This window comes from Actinokineospora inagensis DSM 44258, from assembly GCF_000482865.1.
Lineage (GTDB): Bacteria > Actinomycetota > Actinomycetes > Mycobacteriales > Pseudonocardiaceae > Actinokineospora > Actinokineospora inagensis.
In genome coordinates this window covers 57,466-78,048 of record NZ_AXWW01000042.1, presented here as the reverse complement: position 1 = coordinate 78,048, position 20,583 = coordinate 57,466, and the positions used below count along the sequence as shown (strand labels likewise).

Genomic DNA, 20,583 nt, shown 5'->3' with positions numbered 1-20,583 from the left:
GGGCGGCTGGAGCCGGACGTGAGTCCGTGGATGCAGACGAACTTCGGTCGTACCAACGTGATGATCTGGAACGTGGGCATCGGGGTGGAGTTGGGCCACGGCGTCCGCGCCGCCGAGGTCGCGAAGGGGTGGGCGCCCACCGGCGTGAGCAAGTCGCGCCAGGCGGCCTTCTACCTGGACGTGGGTCGGGCGTTGTCGACCGAGGCCAAGCACCGGTCCACGGGGTTGGCCGCGGTGTTGCAGGCCGAACAGTTGGCACCGCAGAAGATCCGGAACAACCCATTCGCCCGCGAGATCGTCTCCAGCGCGCTGCGAAAAGCCCGCAAAGCCGCAGGCGGCCGCGACCTGCAGGGGTTGGCACACCGCATGGGCCTCGCTTGACGACGCGATTTCCGCCGTGCGCATGCACGTGGCCCGTCACCCCGGTCTGTCACTCGCCAACGTGAGTGTCCGCGCGGGCGAGAGCGGCTCCGGGCGGGTTGAGGTCTGCGTGCCGAGTGCAGATCAGCCGACGAGTTGCGCCGCAATGTTGGTCTGGCTCGACACCCTCACCCCGCCTGGTTGATCTTGTGCTACCGCGACGACGATCCCCAGGCCCGCGCCTATACCGAACTCGCCGACGGCATATCACCGGCGGCCGTGTCCTGCACTGGCTGCGTTGGCAAGCCGTGGAGACCTGCCAACCCGGCGTCGCGGGCGGGTAGGCGGGTGTCGAAGACCCACCGCGTCTGGATCAAACGGCTGGTGCTCAAGGGGCAGGTTGAGCAGCATCGGTGGATCGCCGGGGCCTTGTTCGGGCAACGCGTCTCCCGCCGGATCGTGCCCCTGGCCAACGAGACCGCTGCCGTGCGTCGACCTCGACGAGGACCACGCGCGCGCCTGGGAACAGCCACGCGGATACCTCCTGCGCAACCGCCCCAAGCCCGACCTGGGCTACTGGCTGGCGGCGCTGTGCCCTCGCGTGCAGGTGCGTTGTCCACAGGACATCAGGTTGTCCCCAGTCATCCCGCTCCCCTTCTTGACAGGTCCCAGTTGGCGCTACCTTCAGGAATGGGCCCCCGGCCCCCGGGGGGTCTCTGCCTGCCACCCGATGCGGCGCATGTCAAGGGCCACGCTGTTCAGCGCACCCCAGGGCCACCGTTCAGAGCACGTAGTCCGCGCGCAGGTAGTGTCGGTACAGGGTGGATGCGACGGTTGGGGGGTCGGCTGCCGCCAGTGCGTCCACCAGGTCCCGGTGCATGCGCGGCATTTCGGCCAGGTCCAGGTGCTGTTCCTCCAGCGAGGACCGCATCACCGCGCCCATTTGGGCGTCCATGCCTGCGAACAGCCGCGCCAGGCGTGGTTTGTGTGCGGCGGCGACCAGGGTTCCGTGGAAGGACGTGTCCAGGTCGACCATTGCGGCGAGGTCGCGGTCTCGTGCCGCGTGCTCCATCCGGTCGACGAGGTCGGTGAGGGGGTCGACCAGCTCGGCTGTCCCGTGCGCGAGGACGGCCCGCACTGCGCCTTCCTCCAACACATATCGCGCGTAGCAGGCGTCCTGGATGTCCTCATGGGACAGTCGGGTTACGGTGCTGTGCCTGCGCGGGCTGATGTCGACCAGGCCCTCGCCGGCGAGTCTGGCGAGCGCGGAGCGGACGGTGGCTCGGCTGACCCCCAGCTCCTCCGCGATCGACGCCTCGACGAGGCGGGTGCCCGACGGGAGTTCGTTGTTGAGGATGCGGGTGCGCAGCAGGCGGTGCACGGTGTCCGGCAGGGACAGGTGTTCCAGGTCAGGCACCGGGGCACCCCAGCAGGTCCGCCGTCACTCCCACGTGGCCGGTCGGGTCGACACGCACGTCCATTTCCGCCGTCGGTCCGCACAGGATCGGCATTGCGCCGGGGCCGTGGCCGGGCAGCGGGCTGCCGCCGTGCACCAGTACCGCCACGGTCGACCACCCCTCCCTGCGTCCCGCGTTGTGCCGGACATCCACGTCGTCAATGCATACCAGATCGCCCAGCCGCCAGTGCGCCGCACTCACTTGCAGATCCAGGTCCCACTGGTGGGCGGGACGGCCGAACCCGTTCCCCACGAGGTACGACGGCACCCGGGCACGCACCGACCGCCCGCGCAGAGCCGGGACCAAGGCGGGATCGACGTTCAGCGAGTCCGCCGAGCCCTGGCCGTGCGCGTGGATGGCGACCTGGTCGCCGGGCAGCATGCGCGCCAGCACGTCCTGGGTGAACACCGCGATCACCCGCCCGTCACGCTTGCCCAGCACCCGGCCACCGGCCCCGCGCGCGTCGCCGGTGCGCACGACGGCCGCGTTGCCCAGGCAGGCGTACGCGGTCAGCGCGTGGTTGGCCGCCGGGTCGGGGTGCGACAGTGTGACGCCGGGCGCGGCGTGGTCGGCGTCGAAGTCGAATACGCCGTCGCCCAGCCGCAGCCCCAGCACGACGCCGCCGGTCGCGGTCGGGATGTACGGCAGGCCGTCCCGGTCGACCAGGTGCGGCGGCGATCCGAGGCGCGGCGTCTCGACCACGCCGAGCAGGGTGGTCCGGACCAGAGTGCTCACCAGGCGCCTCCCAGGTTCGCGGTGGCGTCGTCGACGAGGTCGAACGCCCCGGCGGGACCGGTGAACAAGGTGCTGGGGCCCGGACCGTGACCGAACAACCTGCAGTCCCCAGTACTGATCACCCCAACGGCGACATACCCGGCGCGGTGACCTCGACCGAACCGGTGGTCCTGATCCTCCAACACCACGAGGTCGCCGATCCGCACGTCCGTGACGCCCATCAGGTCGGTGTTGGCAAACTCCGACACCATCCCCGCCCCCGCCCCAACCGCCGCCGACGACACCCGCGCCGCGACCCGCACCCGCAACCGCCCGTCCGGCAAGGTCTCCACCGGTAGACGCAGCAGCAGGTCAGGATCGAGGTTCTTCACGGTGATATCGGGGTGGTCCAGCAACCGCAGCCCCTGCCCACGAGCCCGGATCGCCACCCGGTCACCCGGCACGACGCTCTCCGCACCGTCGAGATCCACCAGCACGTACGCGTGTTGGCCCAGCACCCGCCCCTTCGGCCGCCCGTCGATGAGGACGGTGACCTCATTACCGACGCACGTCAGATACTGCAGGGCGTGATTGGCGGCGGGATCGGGGTGCCACACGGACAGCCCCGGTTCGAGATGGTCGGCGGCATGCCCGGTAGCCGGATCACCAACCCGCACACCGAGAGTGACGCCACCCATACCGGGCAACAGAAACGCGTGACCATCCCCGTCAACCCGATAGCCAAACCGGTCACCCATTGGCGGACAGACCTCACCAACCAGCACCTGGGTGAGCAGACGATCGGCATTGCTGCGCGGGATCACCGTGGACCGAACCGGAAGCCGTGCGCCCGGATCGCGGGCGCGGTGACCGAGCCGTTCCACACGTTCATGATCGGCTGCGCCCGCCGCTCGATGCCCACTCCATCCACGGCGGACAACAGGTCGAACACGGACTGGGTGAATCGGGCGCCCCGGACCGGATCGGCCAGTCTGCCGTCCACGATGCGGAAGCAGGCGTCTCGGCTGACCCCGGTGATTGTGCTCGCCTGCCGGTCGACCAGTCTGGTGTACCAGAACCGCTCGATGTAGAGACCGTCTGCCACACCCGCCACCAGGTCGTCCTCCGTCCCGGGCGCCATCACGACGTTCGCCGCGACCGGTGCGGGCAGGGATTCGCGCGCGACGTGTGCGTGGCCTGTTCGGTCGGTGACCGGCCCACCCACCCTTCCCGCAATCAGCAGTGGCACAACGGCTTTCGTGGTGCCCAGGGCGTCGAACGGGATGGGTAGGCCGAACGGGTGGGACGCGTCGTCGGTGACCGTGACCAGCTCTGAAGCCACGCGCCTGCCCGGCTCGGTGGCCACGCCGACACCCGCGTCGGCCAAGCCGCCGTCGAAGCCGAGTACGCCCAGGAATCCGAGCAGTTCGCCGGTGGCCTCGGGGCCGAGTACCACGGTGTACGTGCCGTGGGGCAGTGGTTGCCTACCGCGCGTTCGCACGGCGCGGGCCACCACCTCCTGCACGGTCTGCGGGGTCAGGCCCAGTGCGTCGCTGGACCGGTGCAGGTTCGCCCAGTGCGCGGAACCATCGCCGTCGCTGATCGTCAAGCTGCCGGTGGCCTCGGTCGCGACCACGTGCCGCAGCGCGCCGGAGCTGGAGGCGACGGCGAGTTGTGTGACGGCCCGGCCGACCATGCCCGCGGCGGTGGCGCCCACTTGACGGGCCTCGGTCATCGCGTGCGCGGCGAGCGCTACCCGCGCGGGCGCGTCGAAGGCGGCGGTGTCCTCGTGCCAGAGCAGGTGATCGTCGGTGGTGTCGTGCTGTGGCGTCCACGCCGATCCGGTGTCGTCTGCCGCGCGGGCGATCGCCGTCGCCCGGCGGACAGCGTCCGGCACGCGGTCGAGCGCGCTGGTGGCGACCCGGGCGGCGTGTCCGTTGACCACGGCGCGCACCACGACCTGCTGCTCGGTGATGTTCTGCGCCTGATGCACGCGCTCGCCCGCGAACCGCGTGTACTCACCGGCACGAGCCAGTAGCGCGACCTCGACGTGGTCGGCATCGGCTCTGCGGACAGCGGAGGCCAGCAGCTCGGTGGCGCGGGCGGGGTCGACGGGGGCGGCGAAGTCCATCACGCCACCCCGATCCGCAGGCCACGCACCAATGTGGACGGTGCGCCGTGGCTGAGGAAGCTCCACTGCTTGGGTTCGCCTTTGCCGCACGGGTAACCGAAGATCCGCAGATCGTCGGCGACTGCCTCGACCGAGCCCCAGAACCGCGGGGTACTTCCGCCGTAGGAGAAGTTCTTCAGCAGCCTGCCCCGTTTGCCGCCGCGCACCTCGTAGGCGACCTCGGTGCCGAACTGGAAGTCCAGCCTGCGTTCGTCGATGGACCACGACCGGTTGTCCTCGGCGTAGTAGCCGTCACCCAGACGGTCGCACAGCTCGTCGAGTGTCCCGGTGCCGGGTTCGAGGTAGACGTGGGTGGCGAAGCACACCGGTGTGTAGGCCCAGCCGTCCGAGCGCGCGGCGCCGGTGAGGGGGAGGCCCGCACGGGCCGATGAGTCCAGTGTGGATAGTGTGTTGCGCACGATTCCCGCGTCGACCAAGGTGCTTCGGCGGGCGGGGGTGCCTTCGTCGTCGAACGCGAAGCTGCCGCGGGTGCCCAAGACGGTCGGGTCGCTGGTGATGGTGACGGCGGGGGAGCCGTAGCGCAGGGAGCCGACGTCGTCGACGCCGATGAACGACGAGCCCGCGAAGTTGACCTCATCACCCAGGATTCGGTCCAGCTCCAGGGCGTGCCCGGTGGATTCGTGGATCTGCAACGACATCTGCTGGCTGCCGAGTACCACGTCGGCCGTGCTGGACGGCGCGACGGGCGCGGTCAACAGCGCCACCGCCTCTTCGCCCACCCGGGCCGCGTTGCCGACAAGATCACGCTCCACAACGAACTCCCACCCGGCCGCTGCCGTGTCGCCGTGGAAGGAGTTCGGGTAGCTGCGCCGCTGGACGTCACCGTGCCCGGCGGCCATCACCAGCACGAGCACACCGGTCTCCAGGAAGTGCTGGTGCTGCCGCGATCCCACCGAATTGCCGAAATGCCGGTACTGCCGCTTGGCGTTGAACCCCACCTGCGCCGACACCACCTCGCGCGGCGCGCACGCCGCGTCCAACGCCTCGGCCAACAACGCCTGCTCGCCCACGGCGAACGGGTCCTGTCCGACGGTGGTCTCATACCGTCCGCTGTGGACTCCCAACTCCGGTAACCGTACCGGTTTGGACGTACCCCTCGCCGCCACCGCCAACGCGTGTGCCCGGCGCGCGGCCGTCGCGGCGTCCACGCTGTCGACCAACGGCAGAGCCGCGAACCCCCACACCCCGTCGACCAACACGCGAACCCCGATACCGAGGGAATGTTCGACGCGCTCGTCCACGTCCGCGCCCAACTGCCGGTACACCCTCAGTTCCTCGGCCTCGACCAGTCGCACATCGGCGTACTCGGCCCGCCCGTCGACAGCGTCCAGCGCCGCCTCCACCAACGCGCTGCCGATACCGTCGTCGGCCAGCGCGCCCCACCCGTGCGCACTCATGCCGCGTCCCCGAGCGGGAAGTCCACCCACGCCCGCCGCTGGAACGACGCCTCGAACGCGTTGATCGTCTCCTGCACCAACGCCCCCTGCGCGAAATCCCCCTGGTTGGTGTCACCCCCGTCCAGGATCTCGGTGACGAAGTCGGCGCACAGGTTGGCGTAGAACAGCGCACCCCAGTCCTCAGTGGATTTACCACCCGGTGGGAAGAACTCCGCCGGGATCTCCCGCTCGACGAACTCGGCATCGTCCTTTGTGGCTGTCCGAATTGTCTGGCAGAGACCGAACTCCTCCACCAGCCGCACGATCAACGCGCCTTCCGACCCGTAGACGCGCGCCTCGATCCCCGGCAGGTTCCCCACCGTGACGTACGAGGACTGGATCGACGCGATCACGTCGTTGTCGAACTCGCAGATCCACATGTCCCCGTCGTCGATGTTGAGCCGCTGCCTGCGCCCGGTGGCCTGGACCACCCGCTCCGGCACGAAGTTGCGCATCGTGCCGACCACCGAGCTCAGCCCCGCGCCCGCCCACCAGTGCATGATGTCGATGATCGGCGCCCCGTACCCCTCGATCGACGACGTCGCGATCACCGCCGGATCAGCCCCCGGGTCAACCTGCCGCATCGGCGTGGCCGGATTGATCCACTGGCTGTTCTGCTCGAACCCGTTGAACACGTACGGCCTGCCGATGAACCCCGCGTCGATCAAACTCTTCGCGTACAGCACCGCGGGCGCGTACCTGAACGTGAATCCCAGCTTGGTCTTGAGCCCCTTGGCCTTGGCCGCATCGGCGAGTGCCCTGGTTCGCCGGTAGTCCCGGTGCACGGGTTTCTCGCACAGCACGTGCTTGCCCGCCTCGATGGCCGCCGCCGACACCTCGTAGTGCGCCGAGTTCGCCGTCGCCACATCGATCACGTCGATCGAAGGGTCGGCCACCACCTCCCGGTAGTCGGTCGCGGTCCGCCGCACCCCGAACCTCGCCGCGGCCTCGTCGGCCACCCGCCGGTCGGTGTCGACCAGCGCCACCACCTCAACCCGGTCGTCCCGCGTCCACCCGGGCAGGTGGGCCCACTGAGCCCACCGCCCGGCCCCGACCACAGCCACCCGAAGCCCGTCCATGGCACACCCTCCGCTCGGCAGACCCTCACCGTAGGTCGATTGTCGATTGTCGACAACGTGCATTCCGGTGACCTGGGTCACAACTGGGCGGGTGGTGAGGCGGTCACGACCGCACCCAGCGGGAGAACGCTTTCCGGACGTCATCGGGCGAATGGGTGAGGGCGTCCGCGTCGGGCTCCGCCCCGGTGACGTGCGGGAGGTGGACGATGACGTCGTACGCGGCGAGCGGGTCGAGGTCGGCGTAGAAGGAGCCGTACCGCTGGCGCGTGCCGGCGCCGACGGTGGCGGTGTCGGCGGGCGAGAGGCGCCTGAGGTCGACCGCGAACGGGCCGTCGTGGCCGGCGGCCATGAGCGCGTCCAGCGAACCGGCCTCGGGCGCCTCCTGCTCGGAGAAGATCGAGCCGCTGAAGAAGTCCGCGCCGGTGGTGAGGGTTTGGCCTGTTCCGGTGGTGGTGCCGATGACCCGGTAGTCGTCGCCAAGGCGTTCGGCCAGGTGCATCCCCATCGGCGTCATCGGCGGCATGCCGGGCAGCGTCCCCGGCCAGCGCTGGATGTGCCCGTTGTGCGCGGCCAGCACGATCCGCTCCTCCCGACCCAAGATCCACTCGACCGTGTCGGCCATCGCGGCGTCGCGGCTGCCCATCATGGTCGCCATGTCCCGGCGGGCCATCGCCCGGACCGCGCTGTCCAGGACGCGGACCGACCGCAGGGATCGCAGGGCGCGCTCGTAGGCGTCGACGGTGGTGCTCCGCTGGTAGTCCAGCCGCCGTCCGACCACGCGCGCGACGAGATCGGCCAGGCCCGCGGTGAGCGAGTCCCGGACCTCGGGCGTCAAGTCGTTGTACGCGGCGATGGCGGCGGGTGCGGAAAACGGTGACAGTGGCGCGAAAGCCGCGGCGGTCTCCCGCAGCCGAGTGTCCACTGTGAACTCGGGATCGGCTTCGGCGAGGTAGGTGATCACCGCGTCCAGGCCGGGTAACAGGGAGACGTTGGAACCACCCAGGTCGATGCCGTAGAAGCCGACCGGTCGCGCGGCGGTGTCGTTGTGCAGACGCATCCACTCCAGGTGCGCGCGCATCGGTGTCCACATCAGCATCAACGACGTCATGCCGTTGCCCAGCAGCCCGCCGAGGTCGCCAACGGGTGAGGCGCCGCGGACCCAGGCGTCGGTGCCCCACCCTTCGGTGAACCCGTTCTCCAACGCGTACGCGCCGAACCCGTGCCGCTCGACCAGGTAGCGCAGCAGGCGGTGTCGTAGCTGGTAGGACTCGGCGTTGTAGTGCGCGCTCTCGCCGATGGCCACCACCCGCGCGTCGCCGATCGCGTCGTCGAGCCAGTCAAGGTCGTCCAGCGGCGCGTCCGGTTCCAGCGTCCGCAACGGCCGTACTGCCGCGTCGGTCAACCGCGCTTCCGTCGAGATGTCCGTCGTCATCAGAGCCCCTCACGTATGGTCCCAACTTTGGGAACAGTACCACGTGTGAGATCATTCGTGCGTGGACATCCTCGACCTGCTGCTGCACCCCATCCGACTGCGCGTCGTGTGGGCCATGTCCGGCGGCCGAACCCGCACCACGGCCGACCTGTGCGCGAGCCTGCCCGACGTCCCCCGGACCACCATCTACCGCCACGTCGCCCTACTCGCCGACGCGGGCGTCCTGGAGGTCGTCGCCGAACACCGCGTCCGCGGCGTCGTCGAACGCCACTACCGCCTCCACCGCGCCCGCGCCCACATCGACGCTACCGCGGGCGCCACCATGTCCCTCGACGACCACCGGCACGCCTTCGCAGCCGCCATGGCCGCCCTCCTCGCCGAGTTCAACGCCTACCTCACCCGCCCCGGCGTGAGCCCGTTCGCCGACTCGGTCAGCTACCGCCAAAGCACTTTCTGGCTGACCCCGGACGAACTCGCCGCCATGACCGCCGACCTCCACCGCGTCATCGCCACCCGGGCCACCAACCCCCCCACCCCCGACCGCCGCCCCCACCTCCTCAGCACAATCTTCTTCCCCACCGACGACGACTGACCTCGGTCACACCGGATCCGGGTGAATCCGCGGCGGAGGCGGCGGCGTGTGACAACCAATCCCGCAAGCCCCATCCCCCGAAAGCGCGTACCGGAAGTAGTACCCCGGGAACTGAGCCCCCGACTGCGGTTCGGTGGCAGAGTAGAAACACGCGGTCGCCGCCGCAACATCCGGATAAGTGCTGAAGGAATCCCTAACAGCCGTACAATTCGCCAAATCCGGATACGCAGGCGAAACCCGATTCAACACCACCGTCGCCTGCGCAACCCCCGTCGCCACCCCCGCCACGCCAACCGCCCCTACGGTCGCGATCAGCAACCCCACAAGACGCACCCCACGGCCTGCCATCCAAACCCTCCTCGTCGCAACTCCAAGACACCAACAGATACGCGTACGGGTTACGGCACCACGTGGGCGGTTCGACGCCCTCAGAGCTGCCGACGGGGCAGAAACCCGCAACCACCAGGCGTGGCCTGTGCGGCTCAGGCTCGTGGTCGGGTGTCGGCCACCCATTCGACACTGGTGGGTTGTCGACCGGTGCTGACGAACTCGGCGACCGCCGCCAGGACGCGGTCGAGAGCCAGTTCCCGGCCCGGTTGCTGCGGATAGTGCTCGCCAGTGGCGGTGTAGTAGTCGACGGTGGTCGTATTGGTGCCATCTGCCGGGATGTAGGTGCCGGAATCGTGGTCGTCCCAAACCAAGACGCCGCAGGTACCGCGAACGCCGACGATGAGGCACCGATCGTGATCGGGGCCAGTGTCGTCAATCCACCACACCATGCCATCCGGACTACCGCTCGCCGCCTGGGCCACGGCGTGCGCCCGCAAGGTGTCGAGGACGAGACCAGGATCGCCGTGAAGGTCGCCAAGGATGTACGCGGCAGGGGTGGTGGTCACGCCTGTCCTTCGACGCGTAGGGTGATCGGGCGACCGTCTGGGCTGGTTCCGTACACGGTCAACGTATAGCCCTGCGGCAGCGCCGCCTCGCATCCGAGGTAGGGACCGTTGTCCGGGCACGGCTGATGATGATGGTCACCACCATCTCCTTCCGGCCAGTGGCGATCATCATCGCCGCCACCCGGACTTCGACGTGAGCGGAGAGGAAGTGGGCATTGCGCCGTTTGATCCCGGCGGCGACAAGAGCCTTCTCCGCTTGAACCGACCACTGATCGTCATAGCCGGACACCACCGGATCGGCTCGCCTTGACCCGGACTCGGGCCCCGTCAGCGGCGACAAGCGATCCTGCGCTCGGGTGGCGCGTGGTCGAGCGCGTGGTCGGTGGACCCAGTTGACGGTCGGCCTCGGCCAGGATCGCGTCCCGCAGCTCGACCACCCTCGCCAGGACCATCTCCGCGGCGGACAAGGTCGTCCGGGCACCGATGACCAGGTCGGGGTGATCGGACAGGTCCAAGACCGCGATCAACATCGCCTCGACCCCGTTGATCCCATGCCGTGCCGGTCCAACCGGCACGGCATCTGCGACCACCCGTAGCGGCAATGCGAGCTCCTCGGTACTGCTCATCCGAGCACCTGATGATCGGCGTGTTCGGTAACCCGGTCGGCGAACCGGGTCAGCGCCGCCCGCGCCTCGACCACCATTGCCCTGATCTCGCCCACCAACTGGTCGATTCCCGGGCATTGCCCACCTCGCCCAGGATGACTGTCACCCGCGCGTGGACCCCGGCAACCTCGATATCCACTCGGTCCAGCCAATTCCCCGGCGCTGCGGCGACCAATGACCGCATCGTCGTCGCCTGTTCTTCGATTCTCCGCCGACCACTCAGCCCACCCACCATGACGATGATCATGCGCTCGGCCGGAGTGCCCAGCAACACGCCAGGGTGCCACCATCCGAGAACCTTCCGGCACTTCAGCCCTACTGGTGGTTCGACGTGGTCGATCGTGAGCTGACCACGGGATGGGGTCCCTCTGGCCAGCCCGTCATGGCGCTGTTGTGGGGGTGTGGTCAGAAGCGGAGGGTCGCGCTGTTGACCTGGGGGATCTGGGTGATTGAGCCGTCTGGCCACTGGACGGCGGCTACGGTGCCGACGGAGTAGTCCGCGGAGACGTGGGGCGACTTGGAGGGGCCGGCGTTGGTGAGGATGGTGTTGTACTTGTCGCTGTCGGCGGTGGCGACGATTTGGCCGTTGCGGTAGAGGCCTGCGAGGAGGTAGATCTCGGGCATTACCTGCTTGCATTCGAGGTTGCCGAAGCCCTGTTCGCCGCCGCCGGTTCCGCCGGACCAGCGGAAGGGTGCGCTGGCGGACAGGGTGCAGGACCAAAAACCGTTGGTCACGGTGGTCTTGTCGTTGGCCGTCAGGCCTTGGGCTGTCGCTGCGGGTGCGTGTGCGGCGAGCTTGACGTCGGCGATTCCCTGTGCCGCAGCGGAAGTGGGTGTGAGCAGGAGGGCCGCGGCGCCGGCTGCGAGTACGGCGATTGCTCGGCGCGGTGTTCTTCTCATGAGGATCCTCGGCATTCGGGGACGGCGAGCGAAAGGACTCTTTGATCGCCAAAGTAACGGGCGGCTTGGTGGTCGGTCAATGCGCTCACCGGGTGACGGAAACCGTTCTCCGGGTGAACCTGGGCGCACGCCGCATTTGACGTCAGGTGACGTATTCTCGCGTGGGCGGCCACGCGAAATGAAAGGGAATTGCCATCCTCGGTTGTCGAGATGCTCGACGGTCGCCCGTGTGGGAGTATGCACACGGATGTCGTGATTGGTCGGTTTGGGCGAATGTCGAGAAGCTGGGAAATTCACGATCTTGTACCGGGATCGAGTGGCCACCAGTATTGCGCTGACCTGACGAACGGGACACCGACGACCAAGAGATGGGACCGAGAGGAATGGCCGCCATGTCGACGAAACTTCCCCAGATCACCTTGGTCTTCTGGATTCTGAAAATCGCCGCCACGACATTGGGTGAGACCGGTGGTGACCTGATCGCCCAGACGCTCAACGTGGGGTATCTGACGAGTTTCCTGGTGCTGATCGGCATCTTCGTCTGCACCCTGGTGTGGCAGCTCAGCGTGCGGTCGTTCCAGCCGGTGCTGTACTGGACGGTGATCCTGTCCACCAGCATGGCGGGCACCACGCTGTCGGACTTCATGGACCGCACCCTGGACCTGGGTTACGCCCTCGGCGCGGCCGTGCTGGTGACGGCGTTGCTGATCGTGTTCGCGGTGTGGAAGGTCAGTGGGCATTCGTTCAACGTGGTCGACATCAACACGTTCGGCGCGGAACTGCTCTACTGGATCGCCATCCTGATCTCGAACACCCTGGGCACCGCGTCCGGCGACTTCCTCTCCGACACCTCCGGCCTTGGCTACGGCGGCAGCGCGTTGCTGGTGGCGGGCCTGATCGCCGGGTTGGCGTTCGCGATGAAGTACACCCCGATTTCCAACGTCCTGCTGTTCTGGATCGCGTTCGTGCTGACCCGCCCGCTGGGCGCCACCGCGGGTGACCTGTTCAGCAAGCCGCCGGAGAAGGGCGGTCTCGGCTACGGCACCTACAGTTCGTCGATCGTGCTGCTCGCCCTGCTCGTCGGGCTGATCATCTTCAGCTACCGGCAACGCGCCCGAGCGTCGATCGCCGAGTCCGCGCACCTCGACGCCGCCGAGAACCTCGTCGTCGGGATGGCGGGCACCAGGCACGCCGAACTCGACCAGGCGGGCGTCCTGCCGGAACACGGCGGCCACGAGACCACGGAGACGCCCGGTCCACAAAGGTCATGAGCGGCTGCGGGAGCGCACCACTTGCAGGACAACGGGAACCAGTGACCCGACCACGATCGCGGCGATGATGGGCAGCAGGTAGGTGTCCACGTTGGGGATCGACGCGCCGAGGGCGTAGCCCGCGGTCGTCACGCCAACCGTCCACAAGAGACCACCGGTCACCTGCCAGATGGTGAACTCGCGGATCGGTACCCCGGTGAGCCCGGCCAGCGGGTTGAGCACGGTGCGCACCACCGGGATGAACCGGGCGAGCACGATCGCCTTGCCGTGCCCGTAGTTCGCCAGCACCCGCTTGCTGTGGGCCACCCCGTTGTGCAGGTGCCGGTTGCGGGACCGTTCCAGCAGCGCCGTCCCGCCCCGGCGGCCGATCAGGTAGCCGACGTGCGCGCCCAGGATGGCCCCTGCCGCCGCCGCGACCATTGTCTGCGGCAGCGGCAGGTGGACGGGGGAGGTGGCCGAGGTCGCGGCGAGGACCCCGGCGGTGAACAGGAGTGAGTCGCCGGGCAGGAAGAAGCCGATCAGCAGGCCGGTCTCGGCGAACATGACCAGGAAGACGCCCAGGGTGCCGAAGGCACCGAGCAGGGAGTGCGGGTCGAGCACGGACATGGGCGGGTCTCCCGTTCGTCGGGTCGCGGTCGCCATCGACGCTACGGTGCGCCAGGTGCGCGCCCGGAGAGCGCCGGGTTAGCGGACGGCAAAACACACCGCTCACTTTCGGGTGAACTAGAGCGAAAACGGCGTCGTTAACCGGGGCCTCACCTTCGGCTGGCACCGCGCTGGCCCGACCCTGCCTAATGTTCGTCGGGACCGCCGTCCACATCAGAGGGTGACCCATGAATACCGAGTACCAAGACCGCAAGCGCCTGTTGCTCAGCAAGGTCCCGGAAGTCACCGCCTATTTCTGGGTCATCAAGGTGCTGTGCACGACAGTGGGGGAGTCGGCAGCGGACTTCCTGAACGTGAACCTGGGATTCGGCCTCGGCGGCACCTCGGTCGCCACCGGCGTCCTGCTCCTGGTCGTGCTGGCGTTCCAGTTCCGGGCCGACCGGTACCTCCCGGCGCTCTACTGGCTGACCGTGGCCCTGGTCAGCGTCTTCGGCACCCTGGTCACCGACAACCTGACCGACCAACTCGGCGTGCCGTTGGAAACCAGCACGGTGATCTTCGCCGTGCTGCTCGCCGCCACGTTCGTGGCCTGGTACGCGGCCGAGCGGACGCTGTCGATCCACTCGATCCGCACCCGGCGGCGGGAGGCGTTCTACTGGCTGGCGATCCTGTTCACCTTCGCCCTCGGCACCGCCACCGGTGACCTGATGGCGGAGGTCCTGGGCCTGGGCTACCTGGCGGCCGGTCTGATCGTGGCCGGTCTCATCGCCGTCATCGCGGTCGCCTGGCGGGTGGGGCTGCACCCGGTGCTGGCGTTCTGGTTCGCCTACGTGCTGACCCGCCCGCTCGGCGCCTCCCTCGGCGACTACCTGTCCCAGCCTGCCGACCAGGGCGGCCTCGGTCTCGGGGCGACCGTGACCAGCGCGGTCTTCGGCGCGGGCATCGTGGGGGTCGTGGTCCTGCTGTCGGTCACCAAGGTCGACCGGAACCCGTCCGCCGCGGAAACCGAGACCCGCGGCGGACTCCGGCAGACGGTGGCCGTGGTCGTCATCGTGCTCGCCCTCAGCGTGACCGGCTACTACCTGCGCACCTCGGCACTCCAACACGACACCGTGCCCACGGCCCCCGGCGCGCCGCCGTCCGCCCGCCTGGGTGACCTCTCCTCGTTCCGCACCATCACCCGGGACACCCTCGACCGCCTGAACTCCGGCGACCAGTCCGGTGCCACTTCCCGGGTCGACGACCTGGAGACCGCCTGGGACCAGGCCCAAGCTCGCCTCAAACCCCGCGACCCGGGCGTCTGGACCGACCTCGACGACAAGATCGACACCGTGCTGACCGACCTCCGGGCCACCAACCCCGACCCGGCCGCCGAGAAGACCGCACTCCAGGCTTTGCTCACCGCGCTCGGCTGAGATGGCTTCCTTACGCGATTCCCGGCCGATTCTCACGGTGCTCTCATCAGCCACCGCCACCTTGGGCGCCGTGACCGAACAACCCGCCGCCCGCCCGCGAGCGGCGACCGTGGCCGTGATCGCGCTGTGCGTCAGCTCCGCGCTCGTGGTGTCGCTGAGCACGGCGACGTGGCCCGGTGTCGATCCCGTCACCGAGGTGATCAGCGACTACGCCTACCACGGGTGGGCGGCCCCCGCGTTCATCGCCGCCGTGCTCCTGCTCGCCGCGGGCGGTGTGGCGGCCGTCGCGTCCATGCCGCACCGCCGCGCGACGAGGGTGCTGGTGGCGGTGTGGGCGGCTGCCGCCGTGGGGTGCGCGGTCTTCCGGACCAACCCGGAGGTCGGTGAGCACCTGCTCACCGGTGAGATCCACCGGGCGGCCGGGGCGGTCCTGCTGACCGCGATGCCCGTCGCCGCTTGGCTGCTGGCCCCCGCGTCGGCGAAGGCGTCCACGCTCCGCTCGCTGGCCGCGCTGACCTTGGCCATGGCGGCGGTGTTCGCGATCAGCCAGGTCGGGCCTATCGCGTTGGAGCGGTTGCAGGGGCTACTGGAACGCGCCGCGCTCGGCGCCGAGGTCGCCCTGCTGCTCGTGGTGGCGACGGTCGCCCCGACCACCCGCTCAACGCACCCGCAACCCGTTGCCGAGACGACAGGAACGTCCCGATGACCGCTGTTCTGTGCGCTGTCGCGCTGGCCGCGCTCGCCGCCTGCTGCTTCGCGGCCGCTGTCCACTTGCAACACCGCGGTGTACGGGCGCTGGGCGTCCGCCTCGGCGCCCTGCTCCGCGCGCCGGACTGGTTGCTCGGCGGTGTGTTGGCGCTGACCGGCACCGGGTTGCACGTGCTGTCGCTGTCGCTGGCCCCGCTCTCGGTGGTGCAGCCGGTCGGCGTGATCGGCTTGGCCGTGACCGCGTTGGTGACCGGTCGCGGTCGGATCGCCGCCACGGTGGTTTGCGTTGGCACGGCCGGGTTCGTCGTGACGGTGGCGACCGCGGCCAACCCGATCGCGTCCGCTCCGGATCTCGCCCTGGTCCAAGGCGGGGTGGTGTTGGTCGCGGCCATGGCGTTGGTGGGGTGGTGTTTCGAGGGGCGCGCTCGTTGCCTGGTCTTGGCCTGCGCGGCGGCGGTCGCGTATGGACTCGGGTCGGCGTTGGTCAAGGCGGCGCTGGCGAGCGGTTCGCCGTTTCCCGCTGTGGAGTCGGCAGCCCTGATCGGTATTGGGGCGTGGTTGGCGCACCAGGCGTACGCGTCGGGACGGGCCGCGGTGGTCATCGGCGCGTTGACGGTGCTGGACCCGCTCACGGCGGTGGCTGTCGGCGCGGGCGTCTACGGCGAGATCGGCGCGGTCTCACCGCTGCAGTTGGTGTGCGCGGCGGTGGCGATCGTCGGTGTGGTGCTGCTCGCCCGCGACCAGGACGCCAAGGTGCGGGCGCACCGTGGTGAGCCGCGCACGGTTCTCATCGCCGCGGACACGTTCCCGCCGGACGTCAACGGGGCCGCGAACTTCGCCGACCGCCTCGCCCGTGGCCTGGCCGGACGTGGGCTCGACGTCCACGTGGTCTGCCCGTCCCCGGACGGCCGCCCGGGGACCTCGGTCGTCGCCGGGGTGACCGTGCACCGGATCAGTTCGTGGCGCACGCCGTTCCACCCGACGTTCCGGATCTGCCTGCCGTGGCGGGCATCCCGGGAGGTGGCGCCACTGCTGGACCGGCTGGACCCGGACGTCGTGCACGTCCAAGCCCACTTCGGGGTGGGCCGCACGACCCTGGGCGCCGCGACCCGGCGCGGTGTCCCGGTGGTGGCCACCAACCACTTCATGCCGGAGAACCTGTTCGGCTACAGCCCGATCCCGCGCTTCCTGCACCGCGGACTCGCCCGCCTGGCCTACCTCGACCTGCGCCGGATCTTCGGCCGCGCCTCCGTGATCACCGCTCCTACCCCGACTGCGGCGGCCCTGTTGCACCATCGCGGCCTGACCGCCCGCGCCATCTCGTGCGGCATCGATCTGAGCCGCTTCGCCGGGAGTTCGTCCGAACGCGGTCGAGGCCCGCTCATCGTGGCCTTCGTCGGGCGGTTGGACGCGGAGAAAAACATCGACGTCCTGCTGCGCGCGCTGCCGCACGTCCCCGAGGTGCGGGCCGAACTGGTCGGCATCGGAACCTGCCGGGAATCCCTGGCAGACCTGGCCGTCGAACTCGGCGTGGCGGACCGGGTGGTGTTCCACGGTTTCCGGTCGGACGAGGACTTGGTCGGCGTGCTGCACCGGGTGGACGCGTTCGTCATGCCCGGAACCGCGGAGTTGCAGAGCATCGCCACCATGGAGGCGATGGCGGCCGGGCTCCCGGTACTGGCCGCGGACGCGGTGGCGTTGCCGCACCTGGTGCGCCCCGGGGAAACCGGATTCCTGTTCCCGCCCGGCGACCACATCATGCTCGCCGCCGCACTGGCGGAACTGGCCGACAACCCGGCCCGCCGCCGCACCCTCGGTGCTGCGGGGCGCGCCCTGATCACTCGCCATGACCTCGCCACCACACTCGACGAGTTCCAGGCGGTTTACCGGGGCCTGGTCCAGAGCGCGGTCACACCCACTGTCCACTTGGCACCCGGCGGCCGCCGGTGAAGCCGGTCAGACTCGCTGGAGGCGGTCGGCGGCTCGAAGCGGTGCGCCGAGTTGGTGCAGGTGCTCGAGGACCTGGCGGTACGACCCGAACAGTCCCGTTTGGACATAGGGGATGTCGTGGTTGGCGCAGAAGCGTTGCACGATCGGCTGGGCGTGGCGCAGGTGTGGGCGGGGCATGTTGGGGAACAGGTGGTGCTCGATCTGGTAGTTCAACCCGCCGAGGAGGAAATCGGTGAACCAGCCGCCGCGGATGTTGCGCGAGGTCAGCACCTGGCGGCGCAGGAAGTCGAGGGGCGGCCCGGCCATGGTGGGCATGCCCTTGTGGTTCGGGGCGAACACGCTGCCCATGTAGAGACCCCACAGCGCCTGGTGCACCACGACGAACACCACCGCGACCCCCGGTGAGAGCACCAGGAACACCGCGGTGAGGTAGCCGACGACGTGGGCGGTCAGCAGCGCGCCTTCCACCCTGCGCATCTTGGTCTCACCGTGCCACGTCGCCCTGATCCCCGAGATGTGCAGGTTGAGCCCTTCGAGCGTGAGCAGCGGGAAGAACAGGAAAGCCTGGTGCTTGGCCATCCAGCGGAGGAACCCGTGCTTCGCCCCCGCTTGGCCGCTGGTGAAGGCCAGCGCCGCGATGTCGAGGTCGGGGTCGTGCTCCTCGTGGTTGGGGTTGGCGTGGTGCCGGTTGTGCCCGTCGACCCACCACTGGTAGCTCATCCCGACCAGACCACCGTGCGCGATGCCGACCGCGTCGTTGGGGCGGCGGGTGCGGAAGATCTGCTTGTGCCCGGCGTCGTGGCCGACGAACGCCATTTGGGCGAACACCACGGCGAGCAGGGCCGCGACCAGCAACTGCCACCACGTGTCGCCGAGGAAGGCGAACACCACCCACGCCCCGGCGAACACGACCAGGTTCGCGGTGATCTTGACCGCGTAGTACCCGTGTCTGCGGCGCAGCAGATCGGCGTCGCGGACCTCGGCGAGCAGACGGCTGTAGACGCTGGTCGCGTCGACCTCGACGTTCATCGGCGAACCTGGTGGGACTGTGAGCGCGTGCGGGACATGGCGAACTCCTGGTGCCTGGTCGTCTTGGCGTCGAGTGGGGGATGCCGCCCGGGTACGACGAAGACTCGTGGCTTCGGCGTCAGGCACACCAAGCACGCGAACCTGCTGAGCGCAACGGTACACGTCGGAAAGAGACAACCGACCGACCGCGCGGTGACGGCCGGACGGCTCGGGAGCGACTCAGCGGTGGCGTCGACCCGCCTTGGTGCCCGCGGAGAACGCGGCGGCGGAACCGGACGAGGAGGTCGAGGGAGTTGACGAGGCCGACGCCGTTGATCCAGTCGACGCCGTCGATCCGGTCGAGCTGCCACGACGCTCCGGCCGCGCCCGACCGCCGGTCCGTGCCCCACCGCCGGTCCGCGCCGTCGCCGTGCGTTGCGGACGACGCGCACCGCCACGTCCACCGCCACCACGTCCACCAGGTTCACCGCCACGTCCGCCCCCACCGCCCGCGGAAGCCGCGGCCGAGGCGGGGACGAGGGTGCGATCGCCGGGCGCGAGTTCGGCGAGCAACGGGTGACCGGGCTGCAGCCGGGTGACGGTCGGCTTGATACCGGCCTTGCGCGTCAGCTCGCGCACGTCGGCCACCTGCTCGTCGGTCATCAGCGTGATCACCGTGCCGGAGGCGCCCGCCCGCGCGGTGCGACCGGAGCGGTGCAGGTACGCCTTGTGCTCCACCGGCGGGTCGGCGTGGATGACCACCCCGACGTCGTCGACGTGGATGCCGCGGGCGGCGATGTCGGTGGCGACCAGCGTGGTCACCGTGCCGCTGGCGAAGGCGTCCAGGTTGCGGGTCCGCGCGTTCTGCCCGAGGTTGCCGTGCAACTCGACCGCGGGCACCCCGGCGGCCACCAGTTGGCGGGTCAGCCGGGTGGCCGCGCGCTTGGTGCGGGTGAACACGAGCGACCGGCCGGGCGCCGAGGTCAGGTCGACCAGGACCGGCAGCCTGCTCTCGGCGCGCACGTGCAGCATGTGGTGGGCCATGGTGTTCACCGGGGACTGCGCGGTGTCGACACTGTGCGTCACCGGGTCGTGCAGGTACCGGCGGACCAACACGTCCACCCCCGCGTCCAGGGTGGCCGAGAACAGCAGCCGCTGGCTGTCGTCCGGGGTCTGGTCCAGTAGCCGCCGGACCACCGGCAGGAACCCGAGGTCGGCCATGTGGTCGGCCTCGTCCAGCACCGTGGTCTGTACGGCGTCCAATCGCACGTGGCCCGCCTGCAGGTGGTCGGCCAGCCTGCCGGGGCAGGCGATGACCAGGTCCACCCCGGCCTTCAGCGCGGTGATCTGCGGTCCGGGCTTGACCCCGCCGAACACGGTCAGCGTGCGCAGGCCGAGCACCTTGGCCAGCGGAGCGGCGGACGCCTCGATCTGGGTGGCCAACTCCCTGGTCGGCGCCAAGACCAACGCCCGTGGCCGACCCGCCTTGGGGCGCCCGGCCACGGCGGCCAGCCTGGCCAGCACCGGGATCAGGAAGGCGTAGGTCTTGCCCGACCCGGTCCGCCCCCGACCGAGGACATCGCGCCCGGCCAGGGAATCCGGCAGGGTGGCGGCCTGGATCGGGAACGGCTGGAGCACGTTGACCGAAGCCAACGCCGCCACCATGTCAGCCGGAACGCCGAGCGCGTCGAACGTGGTCGTACCGGCGGCTACTACAGAACTCGCAGGGCGGCGTACCGCCATAAACTTCTCCGAACGTGGAAGGAAGGTCCTACCCGGCGCGGCACCTCAGCCGCAGCACATGGTCATGACCCAGATCGGGCCCGAGCCAGACTGAGCGGACCCTGAACACACAGAATACCACCCGCCCCACTCCGGGACCGGTCCGCCGACCCGGACGACG

The 20,583-nt window shown here is 69.5% G+C and carries 19 protein-coding genes and 1 pseudogene; 6 read left to right on the top strand and 14 right to left on the bottom strand.

The window, feature by feature from the left end:
- Window positions 1-381, top strand: a pseudogene (locus H504_RS0117205) (XRE family transcriptional regulator); the annotation flags it as partial.
- Window positions 382-1,141: 760 nt separating this feature from the next.
- Here the strand turns inward: H504_RS0117205 and H504_RS0117200 are convergent.
- From H504_RS0117200 to H504_RS0117170, 7 genes are all read right to left on the bottom strand, one after another.
- Window positions 1,142-1,777, bottom strand: coding sequence for a GntR family transcriptional regulator (locus tag H504_RS0117200; RefSeq protein WP_026423780.1), 636 nt, complete (start codon window positions 1,775-1,777; stop codon window positions 1,142-1,144).
- Complete coding sequence (locus H504_RS0117195) at window positions 1,770-2,552, bottom strand: DUF4438 family protein (RefSeq protein WP_026423779.1); 783 nt, start codon at window positions 2,550-2,552, stop codon at window positions 1,770-1,772. Before H504_RS0117195 ends, H504_RS0117200 begins: the two co-directional genes overlap by 8 nt.
- On the bottom strand, window positions 2,549-3,316 hold the full coding sequence (locus H504_RS0117190; RefSeq protein WP_281173637.1) for a DUF4438 family protein: 768 nt from the start codon (window positions 3,314-3,316) through the stop codon (window positions 2,549-2,551). The genes H504_RS0117195 and H504_RS0117190 overlap by 4 nt, the downstream gene beginning before the upstream one ends.
- A 35-nt stretch (window positions 3,317-3,351) precedes the next feature.
- Window positions 3,352-4,662, bottom strand: a complete 1,311-nt coding sequence (locus H504_RS0117185) for a TldD/PmbA family protein (RefSeq protein WP_026423777.1) — start codon at window positions 4,660-4,662, stop codon at window positions 3,352-3,354.
- Complete coding sequence (locus H504_RS0117180) at window positions 4,662-6,119, bottom strand: TldD/PmbA family protein (RefSeq protein ID WP_051385967.1); 1,458 nt, start codon at window positions 6,117-6,119, stop codon at window positions 4,662-4,664. Before H504_RS0117180 ends, H504_RS0117185 begins: the two co-directional genes overlap by 1 nt.
- Complete coding sequence (locus tag H504_RS0117175) at window positions 6,116-7,237, bottom strand: Gfo/Idh/MocA family protein (protein WP_026423775.1); 1,122 nt, start codon at window positions 7,235-7,237, stop codon at window positions 6,116-6,118. The genes H504_RS0117180 and H504_RS0117175 overlap by 4 nt, the downstream gene beginning before the upstream one ends.
- 103 nt (window positions 7,238-7,340) lie before the next feature.
- Window positions 7,341-8,669, bottom strand: coding sequence for an erythromycin esterase family protein (locus tag H504_RS0117170; protein ID WP_026423774.1), 1,329 nt, complete (start codon window positions 8,667-8,669; stop codon window positions 7,341-7,343).
- A 61-nt stretch (window positions 8,670-8,730) separates the two neighbouring features.
- Here H504_RS0117170 and H504_RS0117165 point away from each other — a divergent pair, with 61 nt between their 5' ends.
- Entirely contained in the window at window positions 8,731-9,261 is a 531-nt protein-coding gene (locus H504_RS0117165; RefSeq protein WP_026423773.1) for a helix-turn-helix domain-containing protein, read from the top strand.
- A 482-nt stretch (window positions 9,262-9,743) separates the two neighbouring features.
- On the opposite strand, the gene H504_RS0117160 is transcribed toward H504_RS0117165, so the two are convergent.
- The 4 genes from H504_RS0117160 to H504_RS0117140 form a co-directional block, all read right to left on the bottom strand.
- The gene (locus H504_RS0117160) at window positions 9,744-10,157 is read right to left on the bottom strand and encodes an Imm1 family immunity protein (protein ID WP_026423772.1); all 414 of its coding nucleotides are present in this window, start codon (window positions 10,155-10,157) and stop codon (window positions 9,744-9,746) included.
- Window positions 10,158-10,215: 58 nt separating this feature from the next.
- Complete coding sequence (locus tag H504_RS42050; RefSeq protein WP_483756969.1) at window positions 10,216-10,497, bottom strand: DddA-like double-stranded DNA deaminase toxin; 282 nt, start codon at window positions 10,495-10,497, stop codon at window positions 10,216-10,218.
- Window positions 10,433-10,783: a hypothetical protein gene (locus H504_RS0117150; protein ID WP_157440482.1), complete on the bottom strand. Its 351-nt coding sequence runs from the start codon at window positions 10,781-10,783 to the stop codon at window positions 10,433-10,435. Before H504_RS0117150 ends, H504_RS42050 begins: the two co-directional genes overlap by 65 nt.
- 444 nt (window positions 10,784-11,227) lie before the next feature.
- On the bottom strand, window positions 11,228-11,722 hold the full coding sequence (locus H504_RS0117140) for a hypothetical protein (protein ID WP_026423769.1): 495 nt from the start codon (window positions 11,720-11,722) through the stop codon (window positions 11,228-11,230).
- A gap of 392 nt (window positions 11,723-12,114) precedes the next feature.
- On the opposite strand from H504_RS0117140, the gene H504_RS35600 reads away from it, so the two are divergent.
- Complete coding sequence (locus tag H504_RS35600; RefSeq protein ID WP_084467830.1) at window positions 12,115-12,993, top strand: COG4705 family protein; 879 nt, start codon at window positions 12,115-12,117, stop codon at window positions 12,991-12,993.
- On the opposite strand, the gene H504_RS0117130 is transcribed toward H504_RS35600, so the two are convergent.
- Window positions 12,988-13,635, bottom strand: a complete 648-nt coding sequence (locus H504_RS0117130) for a DedA family protein (RefSeq protein ID WP_245614312.1) — start codon at window positions 13,633-13,635, stop codon at window positions 12,988-12,990. The two genes, H504_RS35600 and H504_RS0117130, sit on opposite strands and share 6 nt — an antisense overlap.
- Window positions 13,636-13,826: 191 nt before the next feature.
- On the opposite strand from H504_RS0117130, the gene H504_RS0117125 reads away from it, so the two are divergent.
- The 3 genes from H504_RS0117125 (at window position 13,827) to H504_RS40210 (ending at window position 17,672) form a co-directional block, all read left to right on the top strand.
- Window positions 13,827-15,014: a COG4705 family protein gene (locus H504_RS0117125; protein WP_026423767.1), complete on the top strand. Its 1,188-nt coding sequence runs from the start codon at window positions 13,827-13,829 to the stop codon at window positions 15,012-15,014.
- Window positions 15,015-15,084: 70 nt separating this feature from the next.
- The gene (locus H504_RS35595) at window positions 15,085-15,720 is read left to right on the top strand and encodes a DUF998 domain-containing protein (RefSeq protein ID WP_169735415.1); all 636 of its coding nucleotides are present in this window, start codon (window positions 15,085-15,087) and stop codon (window positions 15,718-15,720) included.
- A complete protein-coding gene (locus H504_RS40210; RefSeq protein WP_084467824.1) occupies window positions 15,717-17,672 on the top strand; it encodes a glycosyltransferase in 1,956 nt (651 codons plus the stop codon). Before H504_RS35595 ends, H504_RS40210 begins: the two co-directional genes overlap by 4 nt.
- Before the next feature lie 6 nt (window positions 17,673-17,678).
- Here the strand turns inward: H504_RS40210 and H504_RS0117110 are convergent, their stop codons facing one another.
- Both H504_RS0117110 and H504_RS0117105 read right to left on the bottom strand, forming a co-directional pair.
- A complete protein-coding gene (locus H504_RS0117110) occupies window positions 17,679-18,701 on the bottom strand; it encodes a fatty acid desaturase family protein (RefSeq protein ID WP_026423766.1) in 1,023 nt (340 codons plus the stop codon).
- Window positions 18,702-18,920: 219 nt separating this feature from the next.
- A complete protein-coding gene (locus H504_RS0117105; RefSeq protein ID WP_026423765.1) occupies window positions 18,921-20,423 on the bottom strand; it encodes a DEAD/DEAH box helicase in 1,503 nt (500 codons plus the stop codon).
- Window positions 20,424-20,583: the final 160 nt, after the last annotated feature.